This window comes from Pradoshia sp. TA40_28, assembly GCF_059694525.1.
Genome location: NZ_JCATZO010000002.1, coordinates 382,724 through 397,079 on the forward strand (window position 1 = coordinate 382,724; position 14,356 = coordinate 397,079).

12 protein-coding genes are annotated in these 14,356 nt (G+C 40.7%); 1 reads left to right on the plus strand and 11 read right to left on the minus strand.

Going from position 1 to position 14,356, the window contains the following annotated elements:
- Positions 1-7: 7 nt before the first annotated feature.
- From remA to AC58NB_RS03905, 3 genes are all read right to left on the minus strand, one after another.
- On the minus strand, positions 8-271 hold the full coding sequence (remA, locus tag AC58NB_RS03895) for an extracellular matrix/biofilm regulator RemA (protein ID WP_066100607.1): 264 nt from the start codon (positions 269-271) through the stop codon (positions 8-10).
- Positions 272-330: 59 nt separating this feature from the next.
- A complete protein-coding gene (locus AC58NB_RS03900) occupies positions 331-1,239 on the minus strand; it encodes a YicC/YloC family endoribonuclease (protein ID WP_497425501.1) in 909 nt (302 codons plus the stop codon).
- A 62-nt stretch (positions 1,240-1,301) separates the two neighbouring features.
- Positions 1,302-3,971 (minus strand): calcium-translocating P-type ATPase, SERCA-type, encoded by a 2,670-nt coding sequence (locus tag AC58NB_RS03905; protein ID WP_497425502.1) that lies wholly within the window; start codon positions 3,969-3,971, stop codon positions 1,302-1,304.
- 144 nt (positions 3,972-4,115) lie between these two features.
- On the opposite strand from AC58NB_RS03905, the gene AC58NB_RS03910 reads away from it, so the two are divergent.
- Positions 4,116-5,819: an Rqc2 family fibronectin-binding protein gene (locus tag AC58NB_RS03910; protein ID WP_497425503.1), complete on the plus strand. Its 1,704-nt coding sequence runs from the start codon at positions 4,116-4,118 to the stop codon at positions 5,817-5,819.
- A 43-nt stretch (positions 5,820-5,862) separates the two neighbouring features.
- Here the strand turns inward: AC58NB_RS03910 and AC58NB_RS03915 are convergent, their stop codons facing one another.
- The 8 genes from AC58NB_RS03915 to AC58NB_RS03950 all read right to left on the minus strand — a co-directional run bounded on the left by AC58NB_RS03915 (position 5,863) and on the right by AC58NB_RS03950 (position 14,356).
- Entirely contained in the window at positions 5,863-6,501 is a 639-nt protein-coding gene (locus AC58NB_RS03915; protein WP_497425504.1) for an SdpI family protein, read from the minus strand.
- A 20-nt stretch (positions 6,502-6,521) separates the two neighbouring features.
- Complete coding sequence (locus AC58NB_RS03920; protein ID WP_497425505.1) at positions 6,522-6,794, minus strand: autorepressor SdpR family transcription factor; 273 nt, start codon at positions 6,792-6,794, stop codon at positions 6,522-6,524.
- A 254-nt stretch (positions 6,795-7,048) separates the two neighbouring features.
- Positions 7,049-7,678, minus strand: coding sequence for an orotate phosphoribosyltransferase (gene pyrE / locus AC58NB_RS03925; protein ID WP_497425506.1), 630 nt, complete (start codon positions 7,676-7,678; stop codon positions 7,049-7,051).
- Entirely contained in the window at positions 7,675-8,388 is a 714-nt protein-coding gene (pyrF, locus tag AC58NB_RS03930; RefSeq protein WP_497425507.1) for an orotidine-5'-phosphate decarboxylase, read from the minus strand. The genes pyrE and pyrF overlap by 4 nt, the downstream gene beginning before the upstream one ends.
- Entirely contained in the window at positions 8,360-9,304 is a 945-nt protein-coding gene (locus AC58NB_RS03935) for a dihydroorotate dehydrogenase (protein ID WP_497425508.1), read from the minus strand. The genes pyrF and AC58NB_RS03935 overlap by 29 nt, the downstream gene beginning before the upstream one ends.
- Complete coding sequence (locus AC58NB_RS03940) at positions 9,301-10,059, minus strand: dihydroorotate dehydrogenase electron transfer subunit (protein WP_497425552.1); 759 nt, start codon at positions 10,057-10,059, stop codon at positions 9,301-9,303. Before AC58NB_RS03940 ends, AC58NB_RS03935 begins: the two co-directional genes overlap by 4 nt.
- Positions 10,059-13,271, minus strand: coding sequence for a carbamoyl-phosphate synthase large subunit (carB, locus tag AC58NB_RS03945; protein WP_497425509.1), 3,213 nt, complete (start codon positions 13,269-13,271; stop codon positions 10,059-10,061). The genes AC58NB_RS03940 and carB overlap by 1 nt, the downstream gene beginning before the upstream one ends.
- Complete coding sequence (locus AC58NB_RS03950; RefSeq protein ID WP_497425510.1) at positions 13,268-14,356, minus strand: carbamoyl phosphate synthase small subunit; 1,089 nt, start codon at positions 14,354-14,356, stop codon at positions 13,268-13,270. The genes carB and AC58NB_RS03950 overlap by 4 nt, the downstream gene beginning before the upstream one ends.

Below are 14,356 nucleotides of genomic sequence, written 5' to 3' on the forward strand. Positions count from 1 at the left end.
CTTTCACCTATCCTTCCAACACGCTCTCATCACGGTCATGTAACCTCGCAGCAACTGTCTCCGGTTGTACCGCAGACAGGACGACATGATCACTATCCGTTATGATAACAGCGCGCGTCCTTCTTCCATATGTAGCATCTATGAGCGAACCCTTGTCACGGGCATCCTGAATAATCCTTTTAATAGGCGCCGATTCAGGACTAACAATGGTAACAATACGGTTAGCAGAAACAATATTCCCAAATCCAATATTAATCAACTTTATGGACATTGAAGCAGCCTCCATCCCTCTTACCTAGTGTATGCTTGTATGTACTGTCATAAACTGCATTATTCTACATTTTGAACCTGTTCCTTCATTTTCTCAAGGATTGTTTTCATTTCGACGACTTTTCTTGCAATTATTGCATCATTAGCTTTAGATCCGATTGTATTTGTTTCCCGATTCATCTCTTGGATGAGGAAATCAAGCTTTCTTCCAATCGGGCCACTAGCCTCTAATGATTCTAAAAATTGTGCAATATGGCTCTTTAATCTTGAAATCTCTTCATGGATATCAGCTTTATCTGTAAATAAGGCTATTTCCGTTAAGAGTCTGTTTTGATCAAAGGTATCACCAACTGCTTCATCTAGTTTTTGTTTGAGTCGGCTCCTATACAGTTTTACAACTTCCGGTGCCCGTTCCTTGACAGCTTCAACTTCTGCTTCAAGCATGAGGACATGCACCGTTAAATCACTTTTCAAAAAGGAACCTTCTGTTTCCCTCATATGAAATAACCGGGAAGCAGCTTCTTCAACCGTACCCATCAGCATATTTTCGAGATCAGCATTAACTTCTTCCTTCTCATCGATATGAATAATGTGTTCAAGATGTAGCAAATCTGTCATCTCAGGTTCTGTATATGCACTGTATTTATCATTGAATTCAGTAGTTATTTTCATAAATTGATCAATTAAATCCCAATTAGGTGTCATTGTTCTCTTAAAGTTTCCATCCCCGTGCAGGCTGATAAAGACTTCAATTCTACCTCTATTCAACTTTTGCTGAATAATCTTTTTTATTCTGTCTTCATACATGAGCAGTTGTCGAGGTGATCGGATACTGCATTCGAAAAAACGATGATTTACACTTTTCATCTCAATAGTTATGGACAATGCATCGTTTTCTGTTTTTGCTCTTCCATACCCTGTCATGCTTAAAATCATCCGGCCCCAGCTCCAATCAGTAACATTATACACTCTAATATAAAAATAAAAAGGTAATAGAGCTCACTCTACTACCTTAAAAATTATATCACAATTTATTTGGATTTACTTACATAAAATGTACCTGCCAATAAAAAAGTTGGAATGGAAGCCATACCGATAATTAATAGCCAGTCATGCGGAGCTATAGGCACCGTATGGAAAACAGACTGTAAAGGCGGGTAATACAGAGCAATAACCATGAGAAGCAAGGATGATAGAACAGCCCCGACAAGGTACTTATTTCCAAATGGGTTCCTTGAAAAAATTGATTTTTCACTTCTACAATCAAATACATGGATTAATTGTGCGAGCACCAAGGTCACGAAAGCTACTGTTTGCGCATATTCCAGGTTTTCAGGATTCGACTTATAGACAGTAATAAACGCGAGCAAGGTGGCAATTCCAATCAAGAATCCCCTTGAGATGATTTTCCACCCTAAGCCCCTTGCAAATACTCCCTCTTTTGGATGACGAGGTCCACGCTTCATTACATCCTCTTCAGGCTGGTCCAAACCAAGCGCCATAGCCGGTAATCCATCAGTGACCAAGTTTACCCAAAGAATTTGAATGGGCAATAAAGGTAATGGCAGTCCGATAATCATGGCAAACAGCATGACCAAAATTTCCCCAACATTTGAAGCTAATAAATATCGTATGAATTTACGAATGTTTTCATAAATATTTCTGCCTTCTTTAATGGCTGACTTTATGGTGGCAAAATTATCGTCCAATAAAATTAAAGAGGATGTTTCTTTAGCCACGTCCGTACCTGAGATTCCCATCGCTATTCCAATATCCGCTGCCTTTATTGCCGGAGCATCATTCACACCATCCCCAGTCATGGCAACGATATGGCCTACTCTCTGAAAAGCGCTGACAATTTTCAATTTATGTTCTGGGGATACACGGGCAAAAACGGTTGTCTCATCCACAATATTTTCTAATTCTTCAACAGACATTCTGTCCAGCTCTTTTCCAGTCAGCACCCGATCTCCCTCTCGGAAAACCTCTAACTGCTTCCCGATTGCCTTTGCGGTAACCATATGATCACCCGTTATCATAACCGTTTTTATGCCAGCTTCCCTGCACTCTATCACCGCATTCCTCACTTCAGGTCGAGGAGGGTCCATCATTCCTTCCAAACCAAGGAATATCAATTCATTTTCCGCATCTCTTTGATCCAATATAGCTGTATTGGCCGGTACACTTTTATAAGCAACCGCGATTGTTCGCAGTGCCTGCTCAGCCAGTTGGTCAGTTGTATTTACAATGGAATCAAGGATGGGCTGATCCATATGTTGCACTCTGCCATTGCTCATAACGGATGTACATTTTCCAAGTAGAACATCCGGGGCACCCTTTGTTATAACAAACTGCCTTCCGTTGTTATCTTTTACAAGTACACTCATTAATTTACGTTCCGACTCAAAAGGGAATTCCTTTAAAATTGTGTATTTTTCGAATAAATGTTGACGGTCGATCCCCTTTTTCATAGCCGCAACCAACATGGCACCTTCCGTGGGATCTCCATCTATATAATACTTTTTCTTTTTTAATTTAAGCTCAGCATTGTTACATAGGATTCCGTAGGTGAGCAATTGCTTTAGCTCCGTATCATCCTTATGACCGCTCAAACTTTCAAAATCACCTGTTGGATCAAACCCTTTACCGGATACTGACCACTGCTGCCCAGAACACCATACCTTGGTCACCATCATCTTATTCTCCGTCATTGTCCCTGTTTTATCTGAACAAATAACAGATGCACACCCTAATGTTTCCACAGCCGGCAATTTACGAACAATGGCCTTTTGACGAATCATCCTCTGGACTCCAAGGGATAAAGCAACCGTAACAATCGCGGGCAACCCTTCCGGAATGGCAGCAACAGCCAAAGAAACTCCGGCAAGAACCATCGTATATAGATTATTGCCTTGTAAAACCCCGATGCCGACAACCAATACAGTCAGAAGCAAAGCAGCAATAATGAGGATTTTCCCCAATTGTTCCAAACGAAGCTGTAATGGAGTTTGTTGAGTATTGGCTTTTTGCAATAAATCTGCAATTTGACCCATTGCAGTCTTCATACCTGTTGCAACAACAATTCCCTCACCTGATCCTCGTGTGACCATCGTTCCCATAAAGGCCATATTAACCTGATCACCGATTCCTTCTTGCTCACCACTCCTCGGATCTGCCGTTTTAACAACAGGAAGAGATTCGCCAGTTAACGCAGACTCTTCTATTTCTAGATTATACTGATGGATAATTCTCATATCTGCACCAATCCGGTCTCCGCTGGAAAACTTAACAATATCCCCCGGCACGCAGTCTTTAGCAGGGATTTTTGACCATAAACCATCCCGCAGAATAATCATTTGCGGTGCAGCCATTTCCTTTAAAGCTTGCATCGACTTTTCTGCTTTCCTTTCCTGAAAGAAACCCAACAGACCATTTATCAAGACAATCATGATAATGGCAATCGCATCAACATACTCCCCTAACAACCCTGAAACAAGGGTGGCCGCAAGTAAGATCAGCACCATAAAATCTTTAAACTGTTGAAAAAACAGTATTAAAGCGGATTGCTTTTCTCCCTCTGCCAATTCATTCTTTCCATATTGATTGATCCTCTTTTTTGCTTCCTGGTGACTTAACCCTTTGTTTGTATGTACCCCAAAAGCGGATTGCAGCTTATCTTTGTCCATTTCTACCAGCTTCATGTGATGATTACAACCTCCTTGACAATCCGAATAACTTTCTTTTGTACATGTTTATTCAGAGTTGTCCTAAAAAATGCTATACTTGTTAGACTGGAATTTATAACTCAAAAAATTACTTATTTAATAGAAGAAGGTGTCACACTTATGTCCTTTGATGGATTTTTCACAAGAGCTATGACTGAAGAGCTCTCCCAAACATTAACTGGTGGACGAATAACTAAAATTCATCAGCCTTATAAAAACGAATTAATATTGGTTGTTCGTGCAGGCAGAACCAATCATAAACTGCTTTTATCGGCACATCCAAGTTACGCACGCGTTCAACTAACGGCAGAAAATACGGATAACCCTTCAGAAGCCCCTATGTTTTGTATGCTCCTTCGCAAACATCTGGAAGGGTATTTCATAGAAAGAATCGAACAACCTGAATTGGAAAGAATCATTACATTCGAAATTAGAGGACGCAATGAAATTGGCGACATCACTCAAAAATTACTAATCATCGAAATTATGGGCAAGCACAGTAATATCATCCTTGTAGATAAAGACAGGAACATGATTATCGACTGTATCAAGCATGTACCCCCAGCTTTAAACAGCTACAGGACACTATTGCCAGGTCATCCCTATGTTTTGCCGCCAAATCAGAACAAGTTCAATCCGCTTCATGATAGTGAGAAAGGCCTTCAATATATTGACTATATGGCCGGAAAGATTGATAAACAACTAGTCACTCAGTTTGCTGGTGTGTCCCCCTTACTTGCAAAAGAAGTAACCTACCGGGCCGGCTTAGTCAATAGAGAAACTGTTCCAGCCAGTTTTACGAAAACGATTGAACAATTAAAGTCACATCAATACACACCGACATTGGTAGCAGGTAATAAGGAAGCTTTCTACCTCATACCTCTTGAACATCTGAAAGGAAGTACAAAAAGCTTCCCTTCACTAAGCTCACTTCTGGATCGCTTTTATTATCAAAAAGCAGATCGGGATCGTGTCAAACAACAGGCGCATGATCTGGAACGGATTCTTTCAAACGAAAAAGAAAAAAATGAAAAGAAATTGATTAAATTAAAAGAGACGCTCGAGGATTCGGAGAAAGCGGACATATTCAAGAAATACGGTGAACTGATAACCGGCTATATATATGCTTTAAATAAAGGAATGAACAGTGCCGAAGTCATTGATTACTATGATGAAAATCAACCTGCGATCACCATAGATCTTGATCCCAGAAAAACACCTTCTGAAAATGCTCAGTGGTATTTTTCAAAGTATCAAAAAGCCAAGAATGCTAAATCATTTGTAATCGAACAAATCGGAAAAACAAATGAAGAAATTCTATATCTCGATAATCTTATTCACCAAATGAACACAGCATCTCCGAGAGATTTGCAGGAAATACGCGAAGAGCTTGAAGAAGGCGGGTATGTGAAAAAAAGATATACCAAAAAGCAGAATAAGAAAAAAGAGTTAAAACCTGTCCTAGATTCTTATCTATCCAGTGACGGTATTGAAATACTAGTCGGTAAAAATAATAAGCAAAATGAATATTTAACCAATCGCTTAGCAGCTAAAAATCAACTTTGGTTTCATACGAAGGATATCCCGGGTTCCCATGTCGTTATCCGCGATGCAAATCCTCCCGAACAAACCATAACAGAAGCAGCGATCCTGGCAGCCTATTTTAGCAAGGCCCGCCAATCGAGCCGAGTACCGGTTGACTCCACTTTAATTCGACATGTCAAAAAACCAGCCGGCTCAAAACCAGGCTTTGTCACCTATGATAATCAAACAACCTATTATGTTACGCCGGATGAAGAAGTGATTTTATCCTTAAAAGCATAGATAAAAACGCAGCGGATAAGAACCGCTGCGTTTTCCTTTTGTTTTAGGATTCTTTTGTAAGAGCTTTAAATACAAAGTAAGAATAAGCTGTTGGTACAATTACGATAATAGCAACCACACCCATGATTACATAAAACTCCCATTCCATTGGCATAAAGTACGTCAGGAAAATGAGCAGACCTCCGCCCATAAATAATTTACCGCCTAACCGATGCGTTTTCCTCCAAACTTCATCATTGCTAAGTGTCCATGGTGTACGAATTCCAATGAAATAATTGGTCCTTGCTTGCTGAAGATAATTGCCCAAAATCATAAATAATACTCCAACAAACGGACCTGCCAAACGTTCCATTGGAATATTAATTCCCAGACAAATAAGCAGTATAATTGTATTTATGACAAAAAATAATGAAATAAGAGCATAATTAATGATTATATAACCTTTTGAGAAATAGTGATAATTTCTCTTTTTCGGATCTATTTTTGGAATAACCACCATTAAAACATATATAAAAATCATAATGGCATGCAGGCTGATAAAGGCCGCTCCTTTTGATTGATAGCCATCCACGCCATCCGTCCCCCAGTGAACCGGCACCTCTTCAGGTAACGATGGGAAATTGACCAGCCAACTAATCACTGAAATTGCAATTAAAACTATTGGAAACAAATGTTTTTTCATATTCATCCCCTATCCCTTTATCATCTTTCTTCTTTTGGGGGCTGAGTAATTCCATATACCCAACTGATCAGATCCTGCAAAACAGTTGTATTTAAAGAATAATACACATATTGCCCCTTTTTAATATGGTGAACCAAACCCGCGCCTTTTAAAATTTTTAAATGCTGAGAAATGCTTGGCTTAGACATATCAAAATGCTCATGTATTTCCCCAGCTGTTAAATCACCATCTTTTAATAAATCAAGAATTTTTCTGCGTGTGGGGTCTGATAAAGCTTTAAAAGTCTCATTCATTTCATTTCCCCCGTATTTGATGTAAATAAGTATTTAAGTAATTACTTAAATTATAAATAGATTTAACAATCTTGTAAATAGGCGGATTATTGATTTCCAAAATAATTATAATGAAAGTGAAGAGGATATTAGTCAGCCTATTTTAGATATTTATAGGTACTATTAGCAGTGCAAAGAGAATGGAGCTTGCATCTATAAAAATATAGGGATAAAACCCTATTGATTAGACTTTATCCAGGCGGTTCGGTATAGATTTAAAGAATCCAGCTTTCATCATAAGGGTTTTGCTTCCATTTGCGAAGTTTATTCAAATCTTCTTTTGTCACATACTGATGTTCTTCTGCGACATTAATAAGAGTTGAATAATCACTTAAGGAATAATACGGAATCTCGATATCAGCAAATGCTTGCTTGGCTTTTTCCGTTTCATAAGTAAAAATCGATACAACCCCAAGTACATCACAACCGACATTACGTAGTGCTTGGACACACGCAATTGAACTGCCGCCTGTCGAAACCAAATCCTCTACGATGACTACCTTATCCCCCTTTGCCACTTTTCCCTCAATCTGATTTCCTTTTCCATGGCCCTTTGCACTTGAACGAACATAAATCATCGGCAATTCCATCCGTTCACTTACCCAAGCAGCATGCGGGATTCCTGCCGTGGCTGTTCCAGCAACCACTTCTGTTTCAGGGAGTTTTTCAGTAATTAATTGAGTCAATCCTTTTGCTATGTCCTTCCGAACTTCCGGATATGACATCGTTAATCGATTATCACAATAGATGGGGGATTTGATACCGGATGCCCATATAAAAGGATTGCTTGGCTGTAAGGACACAGCATGAATAGATAATAAGTGTTCCGCTATTTGTCTTTTCACATTGATCTCTCCCATTCTTTTACTATCTCATGATAAGTCGCTACCGGATTTTCAGCCATGGTAATACTTCTGCCCACTACGATATAATCACTCCCCTGCTCACTAGCCATAAATGGGGTACCTACTCTTTTCTGATCCTCTGTGGCATCCTCGGCAAGACGAATTCCAGGTGTGACTGTACAGAAGTTCGGACCAAGCTGTTTTTTAATCTGTTGTACTTCATGCACGGAGCAAACCACGCCATCAAGGCCCGATTCTTTTGCTAATCGGCTGTATTGAATGACACTTTCGGCCAATGTTGCCTGAACTAATTGCTCTCTTCGCATCTGTTCTTCACTTGTACTCGTCAATTGCGTAACAGCTATACAAAGCGGTCTTTTTTCGCCCCAAACCGTTCCCTTCTCAAGACCTTCCAGCGCATATTCCATCATCTTTCTTCCGCCTGCTGCATGAACATTAACCATATCGACTCCCAAACTTGCCACTCTCTCCATCGCCTTCCCTACCGTATTGGGAATATCGTGTAATTTTAAGTCCAAAAAAATGTCATGCCCTAAGTCTTTAATCGCGGTAATAATGGACGGACCTTCTCCGTAATAAAGCTCCATACCTACTTTGACAGCCAATTTTTCATCCTTAAATTCTCGTAAAAAATGCAGAGTAAGCTCTCTATTCGGATAATCAAGCGCGATGACCGGTGTATTGCGCATTCTTTCTCCAGCTCCTTCCTATACATTCCGATATATGATCAATGCCAAGCGATGTTAGAAGTTCCGGCAGATCATCAATAATCTCAGACATTACAAACGGATTAATAAAGTTTGCTGTTCCAACCGCAACTGCACTCGCTCCTGCATAAAGGAATTCAATCACATCCTCTGCTGTTTCTATGCCACCCATGCCAATGATGGGAATTGAAACATGTGAACTCACCTCATGAATCATTCGAATCGCAACCGGTTTAATGGCAGGTCCAGACAAGCCACCGGTCCGATTCGCTAAAACGGGCTTCCCAGTTTTAAGATCAATACGCATTCCGATAAGGGTATTAATCATCGTCAGCCCATCGGCACCGCCCTCTTCTACTGCCTTCGCAATCGAAACAATATCACTTACATTTGGAGATAATTTAACGTAGACTGGCACAGAGGATACTTCTTTAACTTCCTTTGTTAACTCTTTAGCGATAGTCGGATCGGTACCGAATTGAATTCCCCCGCATTTCACATTCGGACAGGAAATATTCAATTCAAGAGCATGGACATTTGAAACTTTACTGATTTGTTTCGCTGTTTCCACATAATCTTCCATCATCGTTCCTGCCACATTTGCAATGATTGGCACGTCAAAACGTTCAAGCCAGGGAAGCTCCTCATTCATCACCTTATCCAAACCAGGATTTTGAAGCCCGATGGCATTCAGCATTCCTGCATTCGTTTCCGCAACCCTTGGGGTCGGATTCCCAAAACGCGGTTCAAGAGTAGTTGATTTAATGATGATTGCACCCAGTTTGCCGAGATCATAAAACTGGCTAAATTCCTTGCCAAAGCCGAAACAACCTGATGCCGGCATAATCGGATTTTTCAAATCTAATCCGGGCAGCTGTATGCTCAATGGATTATTCATATAACTACCTCCTCAGAACGAAATACCGGGCCATCACTGCAGATCTTCCGGTACCCATTTTCCGGTGTACGGCATACACAGGCAAAGCAGGCTCCTATCCCGCAACCCATTCTCTCTTCAAGTGAGATAAACATCTTTTTTCCCTTATACTTCTCCATAACCGCCTTCAGCATTGGTGTTGGACCGCATGTATACACCACATCACTATCAAAGGGAGCTGAAACGCTCGTTACAAACCCTTTTGTTCCATACGTGCCATCCTCTGTTGTAATAATGGTCTCCCCTAGTTCAGCAAATTCTTTTTCATAAAAAATATCTTTTGCCGTACGAAGACCCAAAATGTGACTTACAGATACACCTTTTTTCATTAAGTCCCGTGAAAGCTGCAATAATGGCGGTATCCCAATCCCTCCGCCAATCAAAAGTGCCTTGCCTCCCCGGCTTACTTCTCCTACCGGAAATCCATTACCAAGCGGGCCAATTACGTCCACTTTTTCCCCAGGCCTTTTTTCAGAAAGAATTCTGGTTCCTTTTCCTTCTACTCTGTAAACAATCGTGAAACGGGATTGCTCAGGATCAACCTGGCATATACTGATTGGCCTGCGGAGCAAAGGATCCATTCCATTCGATACTTTAATATGTACAAATTGCCCGGGCATTGTCATGGAGGAGACAAGTGTCCCCTCCATGGTCATTTCATATATGTTAGGAGCAATCGAATTGTGGCTGATGACGGTCATCATTTCTTTTTGAATCATAGGCTGATTGCCTCCTTGGCCGCTTCCATATGAGTCATTTTTGTTGTGGAAAAGGTTAATGATTCCAACACGGTTAAAATGGCATTGGCGGTATCCAATGAAGTCAAGCATGGAATCCCGTTTTCAACTGATTCCCGGCGAATCCGGAAACCATCACGTTCAGGCTGTTTGCCCTTCGTAAAAGTATTGATCACCAACTGTGCTTTGCCATTATGAATCATATCCAATAAATTAGGCTCTTCACTGCCAATTTTCCCAACAATTTGGCACGGGATATTTGCTTGATCCAGTACCTGCGCTGTCCCCTCTGTCGCTATAATTTGATAGCCGATTTCATTGAAGCGTTCCGCCAGTCTTGCTGCTTCTTCTTTATCTTTATCTGCCACTGTCAAGAGAACAGATCCATATTGTTTAATATGAATTCCTGACGCAATCAAACCTTTATATAGTGCCTTTTGCAATGTATTGTCTTTCCCCATCACTTCACCAGTTGACTTCATTTCCGGACCAAGCGTAATTTCAACTTGGCGAAGCTTAGCGAATGAAAATACAGGGACTTTCACGTATACACCCGCCTTTTCAGGTACGAGCCCATTTTCAAACCCATAATCTTGAAGCTTTTGGCCCAAAATAACTTTAGTAGCCAAGTTCGCCATCGGGACATTCGTGATTTTACTCAAAAACGGTACCGTTCTGCTTGAACGAGGATTTACTTCAATCACATATACTTCATTGTTGGAAACAACATATTGGATATTAAACAGCCCAATGATATTTAAACCCTTTGCGAGTTTAATCGTATAATCTACGATTGTCCCTTTTATTTCCTCTGATAGATCTTGCGGAGGATAGACAGCAATAGAATCACCTGAATGGACACCAGCCCGCTCAATATGCTCCATTATTCCAGGGATGACAACTGTTTCCCCATCGGAAATCGCATCTACTTCAATTTCTTTACCTGTTAAATATCGGTCGATTAAAACCGGATGTTTTGGATTTACCTTCACAGCATTTTTCATATAGTGAAGCAAATCCTCCCGATCATCTACGATCTCCATCGCTCTTCCGCCAAGAACATAGGAAGGCCTTACTAAAATAGGGTATCCAATCTCATCAGCCACTTTCACTGCCTCATCTACTGACAGGGCTGTTTTTCCTTTTGGCTGCGGGATATTCAATTCTGTTAAGGCATGCTCGAACATATCACGATTCTCAGAACGATCAACATCTTCAAGAGATGTACCTAGTATCTTAACTCCTCTTTCTACAAGAGCTGAGGCAAGATTAATGGCAGTCTGGCCGCCAAATTGCACAATGACTCCTTCTGGTTTCTCTAAATCTATTACATTCATGACATCTTCAATCGTTAATGGCTCAAAATAGAGTTTGTCAGAAATACTAAAGTCCGTCGAGACCGTTTCCGGATTACTGTTAATAATAATTGCTTCATAGCCGGCTTCTTTAATCGCCCAAACGGAATGAACCGTTGCGTAATCAAATTCTACTCCCTGCCCGATTCGAATCGGTCCTGAACCAAGTACGACCACACTTCTTTTGGGTGTTACAATTGACTCATTCTCATCCTCATAACTGGAATAAAAGTAAGGTGTTTCAGATTCAAACTCAGCCGCACATGTATCCACCATTTTAAAAACAGGTTTAATTTGATTTTCTATCCTCCACTGATACACTTCCAGTTCAGAGCTGTTCCAAAGACTAGCTAAACGATGATCAGAAAATCCAAGTTTCTTGGCCTCGAGTGTACATTCCGGATGAAATGGAGCCTGTTTAATTTTTTTCTCAATTTCGATGATTTTTGAGAACTTATGCAGGAAGAATAGATCAATTCCCGACCATTTATGAATCTCCTCAATCGTTAATCCACGTTTCAACCCTTCAGCAAGGTAAAATAATCTTTCGTCCGTTGCTACTTTAATTTGGTTTTCTATTTCTTCATTTGTGACCATTTCTCCCTTCGGTAATTCAAAGTGCAAGATCCCGACCTCAAGGGAGCGAATTGCTTTTAATAGGGATTCCTCGAATGTTCTACCAATCGCCATTACCTCTCCGGTTGCTTTCATTTGTGTTCCTAGGATTCTATTACCTTCCTCAAATTTATCAAAAGGCCAGCGTGGTATTTTTGTTACAACATAGTCAAGTGCCGGTTCAAAGCTGGCAAAGGTTTTACCCGTAACGGGATTGATCATCTCGTCTAGTGTCAAACCAACTGCAATTTTAGCTGCAAGCTTCGCGATTGGATAGCCGGTTGCTTTTGATGCTAAAGCAGATGAACGACTTACCCGTGGGTTGACTTCAATAATATAGTAGTTGAAACTATCCAGATCGAGAGCAAGCTGAACATTACAGCCTCCTTCAATTTTTAAAGCACGGATAATTTTCAACGAAACATTGCGCAATAATTGATATTCGCGATCGCTCAACGTTTGGCTCGGTGCCACTACAATCGAATCCCCAGTATGGATTCCGACAGGATCAATATTCTCCATATTACAAACAACAATCGCATTATCATTTGAGTCTCTCATGACCTCATATTCAATTTCCTTGTACCCTGCAATGCTTTTTTCCAGCAAACACTGGGTTACCGGACTGCTCTTTAGCCCACCTGCAACAATTTCATGTAATTCTTCTTCGTTTGAACAGATTCCGCCGCCTGTTCCTCCAAGAGTATAAGCGGGGCGTACGATTACTGGATATCCCACCCTTTCAACAAAAACCTGGGCTTCTTCCAACGTATGAATAATCGCACTGTCAGGAACCGGTTCACTAAGCTCTTTCATTAAACTTCGGAATAGTTCACGGTCCTCAGCTTGTTCAATTGCAGATAGCTTTGTTCCCAGAATTTCTACACCGCATTCCTCAAGCACTCCAGATTGGGACAGTTCTACAGCCAGATTCAATCCGGTTTGCCCTCCAAGTGTCGGCAGCAGGGCATCAGGGCGTTCTTTACGGATGATTTTGCTGACAAACTCTAACGTTAGTGGCTCAATGTATACAGCATCAGCAATTTCCGTGTCTGTCATAATCGTAGCCGGATTGGAGTTTACTAAAATGACACGATAGCCTTCCTCTTTTAATGCCAGGCATGCTTGCGTACCTGCATAATCAAATTCTGCCGCCTGACCAATGACGATTGGTCCGGATCCAATAACCAAAATCGATTTAATATCTGTGCGTTTACTCATTTTACCGTCTCCTTTAGCTTGGATCTTTCAATCATTGTGATAAACTGATCGAATAAATAGTTTGTATCTTCTGGGCCAGGGGATGATTCCGGGTGATATTGCACTGTAAACGCCTCGTGATATTTATGTTTTAACCCTTCTATCGTGCCATCATTTAAAGCAATATGGGTAACTTCCAAATCCGTTTGCTCAATAGACTCATCCTTTACGGTGTATCCATGGTTTTGTGATGTCAATGCTACTTTACCTGTTGTTAAATCTTTAACTGGGTGATTAGAGCCACGATGCCCAAATTTCAATTTTTCAGTTTCAGCATTACATGCCAGAGCAAATAGCTGATGCCCAAGGCATATCCCGAACATTGGAACTTTTCCGATAATTTTTCTTATCATTTCAATCGCTTCCGGAACATTTTTAGGATCTCCCGGTCCATTGGTCAGCATGATCCCATCCGGCTGGAGTGTCAGTATTTCTTCAGCAGTCGTGTTATAAGGGACAACGATTACATCACAATCTCGATTATTTAATTCTCTTAGTATTCCATGCTTCATTCCAAAATCCACCACGACTACTCGATAACCGCGTCCTGGACTTGGATACGCTTTTTTGGCAGAAACTTTCTGAACCTGATTCCGTGGAAGTACCGTTGCTTTTACTTGATGAAGCATTGTTTCTGCATCTTTTGTTACTGAACAAATAACACCCTTTACCGTCCCTTTTTCACGGATCATCCTTGTCAATTTTCTTGTATCAATGCCTGCGATTCCGGGAATGTTTTTTAATTTCATATATTCATCCAGTGAAAAGTCACTTCTCCAATTAGAAGGAAAGTCAGCCACTTCTTTCACAATTAAACCACTGAGGCTGGGGGTAATGGATTCAAAATCATCACGGTTGATTCCATAATTGCCAATTAAAGGGTAGGTCATCGTAATAATCTGGCCGCAATAGGATGGGTCCGATAAAATTTCCTGATAGCCAGTCATCCCTGTATTAAATACAATCTCTCCTATTTTATCGCTCTCTCCACCGAATGCTTCACCGATAAAAATAGTTCCATCTTCTAAAATTAATTGTCGTTTCAT

Bases quoted from the DNA above. Each gene is read 5' to 3' on its own strand.
- AC58NB_RS03920 (WP_497425505.1), bottom strand. From the start codon at position 6,794: ATGAATGAGACTTTTAAAGCTTTATCAGACCCCACACGCAGAAAAATT.
- pyrF (WP_497425507.1), bottom strand. From the start codon at position 8,388: ATGCGCAATACACCGGTCATCGCGCTTGATTATCCGAATAGAGAGCTT.
- AC58NB_RS03910 (WP_497425503.1), top strand. From the start codon at position 4,116: ATGTCCTTTGATGGATTTTTCACAAGAGCTATGACTGAAGAGCTCTCC.
- AC58NB_RS03915 (WP_497425504.1), bottom strand. From the start codon at position 6,501: ATGAAAAAACATTTGTTTCCAATAGTTTTAATTGCAATTTCAGTGATT.
- AC58NB_RS03905 (WP_497425502.1), bottom strand. From the start codon at position 3,971: ATGAAGCTGGTAGAAATGGACAAAGATAAGCTGCAATCCGCTTTTGGG.
- AC58NB_RS03935 (WP_497425508.1), bottom strand. From the start codon at position 9,304: ATGAATAATCCATTGAGCATACAGCTGCCCGGATTAGATTTGAAAAAT.
- carB (WP_497425509.1), bottom strand. From the start codon at position 13,271: ATGAGTAAACGCACAGATATTAAATCGATTTTGGTTATTGGATCCGGA.
- AC58NB_RS03950 (WP_497425510.1), bottom strand. From the start codon at position 14,356: ATGAAACGACAATTAATTTTAGAAGATGGAACTATTTTTATCGGTGAA.
- remA (WP_066100607.1), bottom strand. From the start codon at position 271: ATGTCCATAAAGTTGATTAATATTGGATTTGGGAATATTGTTTCTGCT.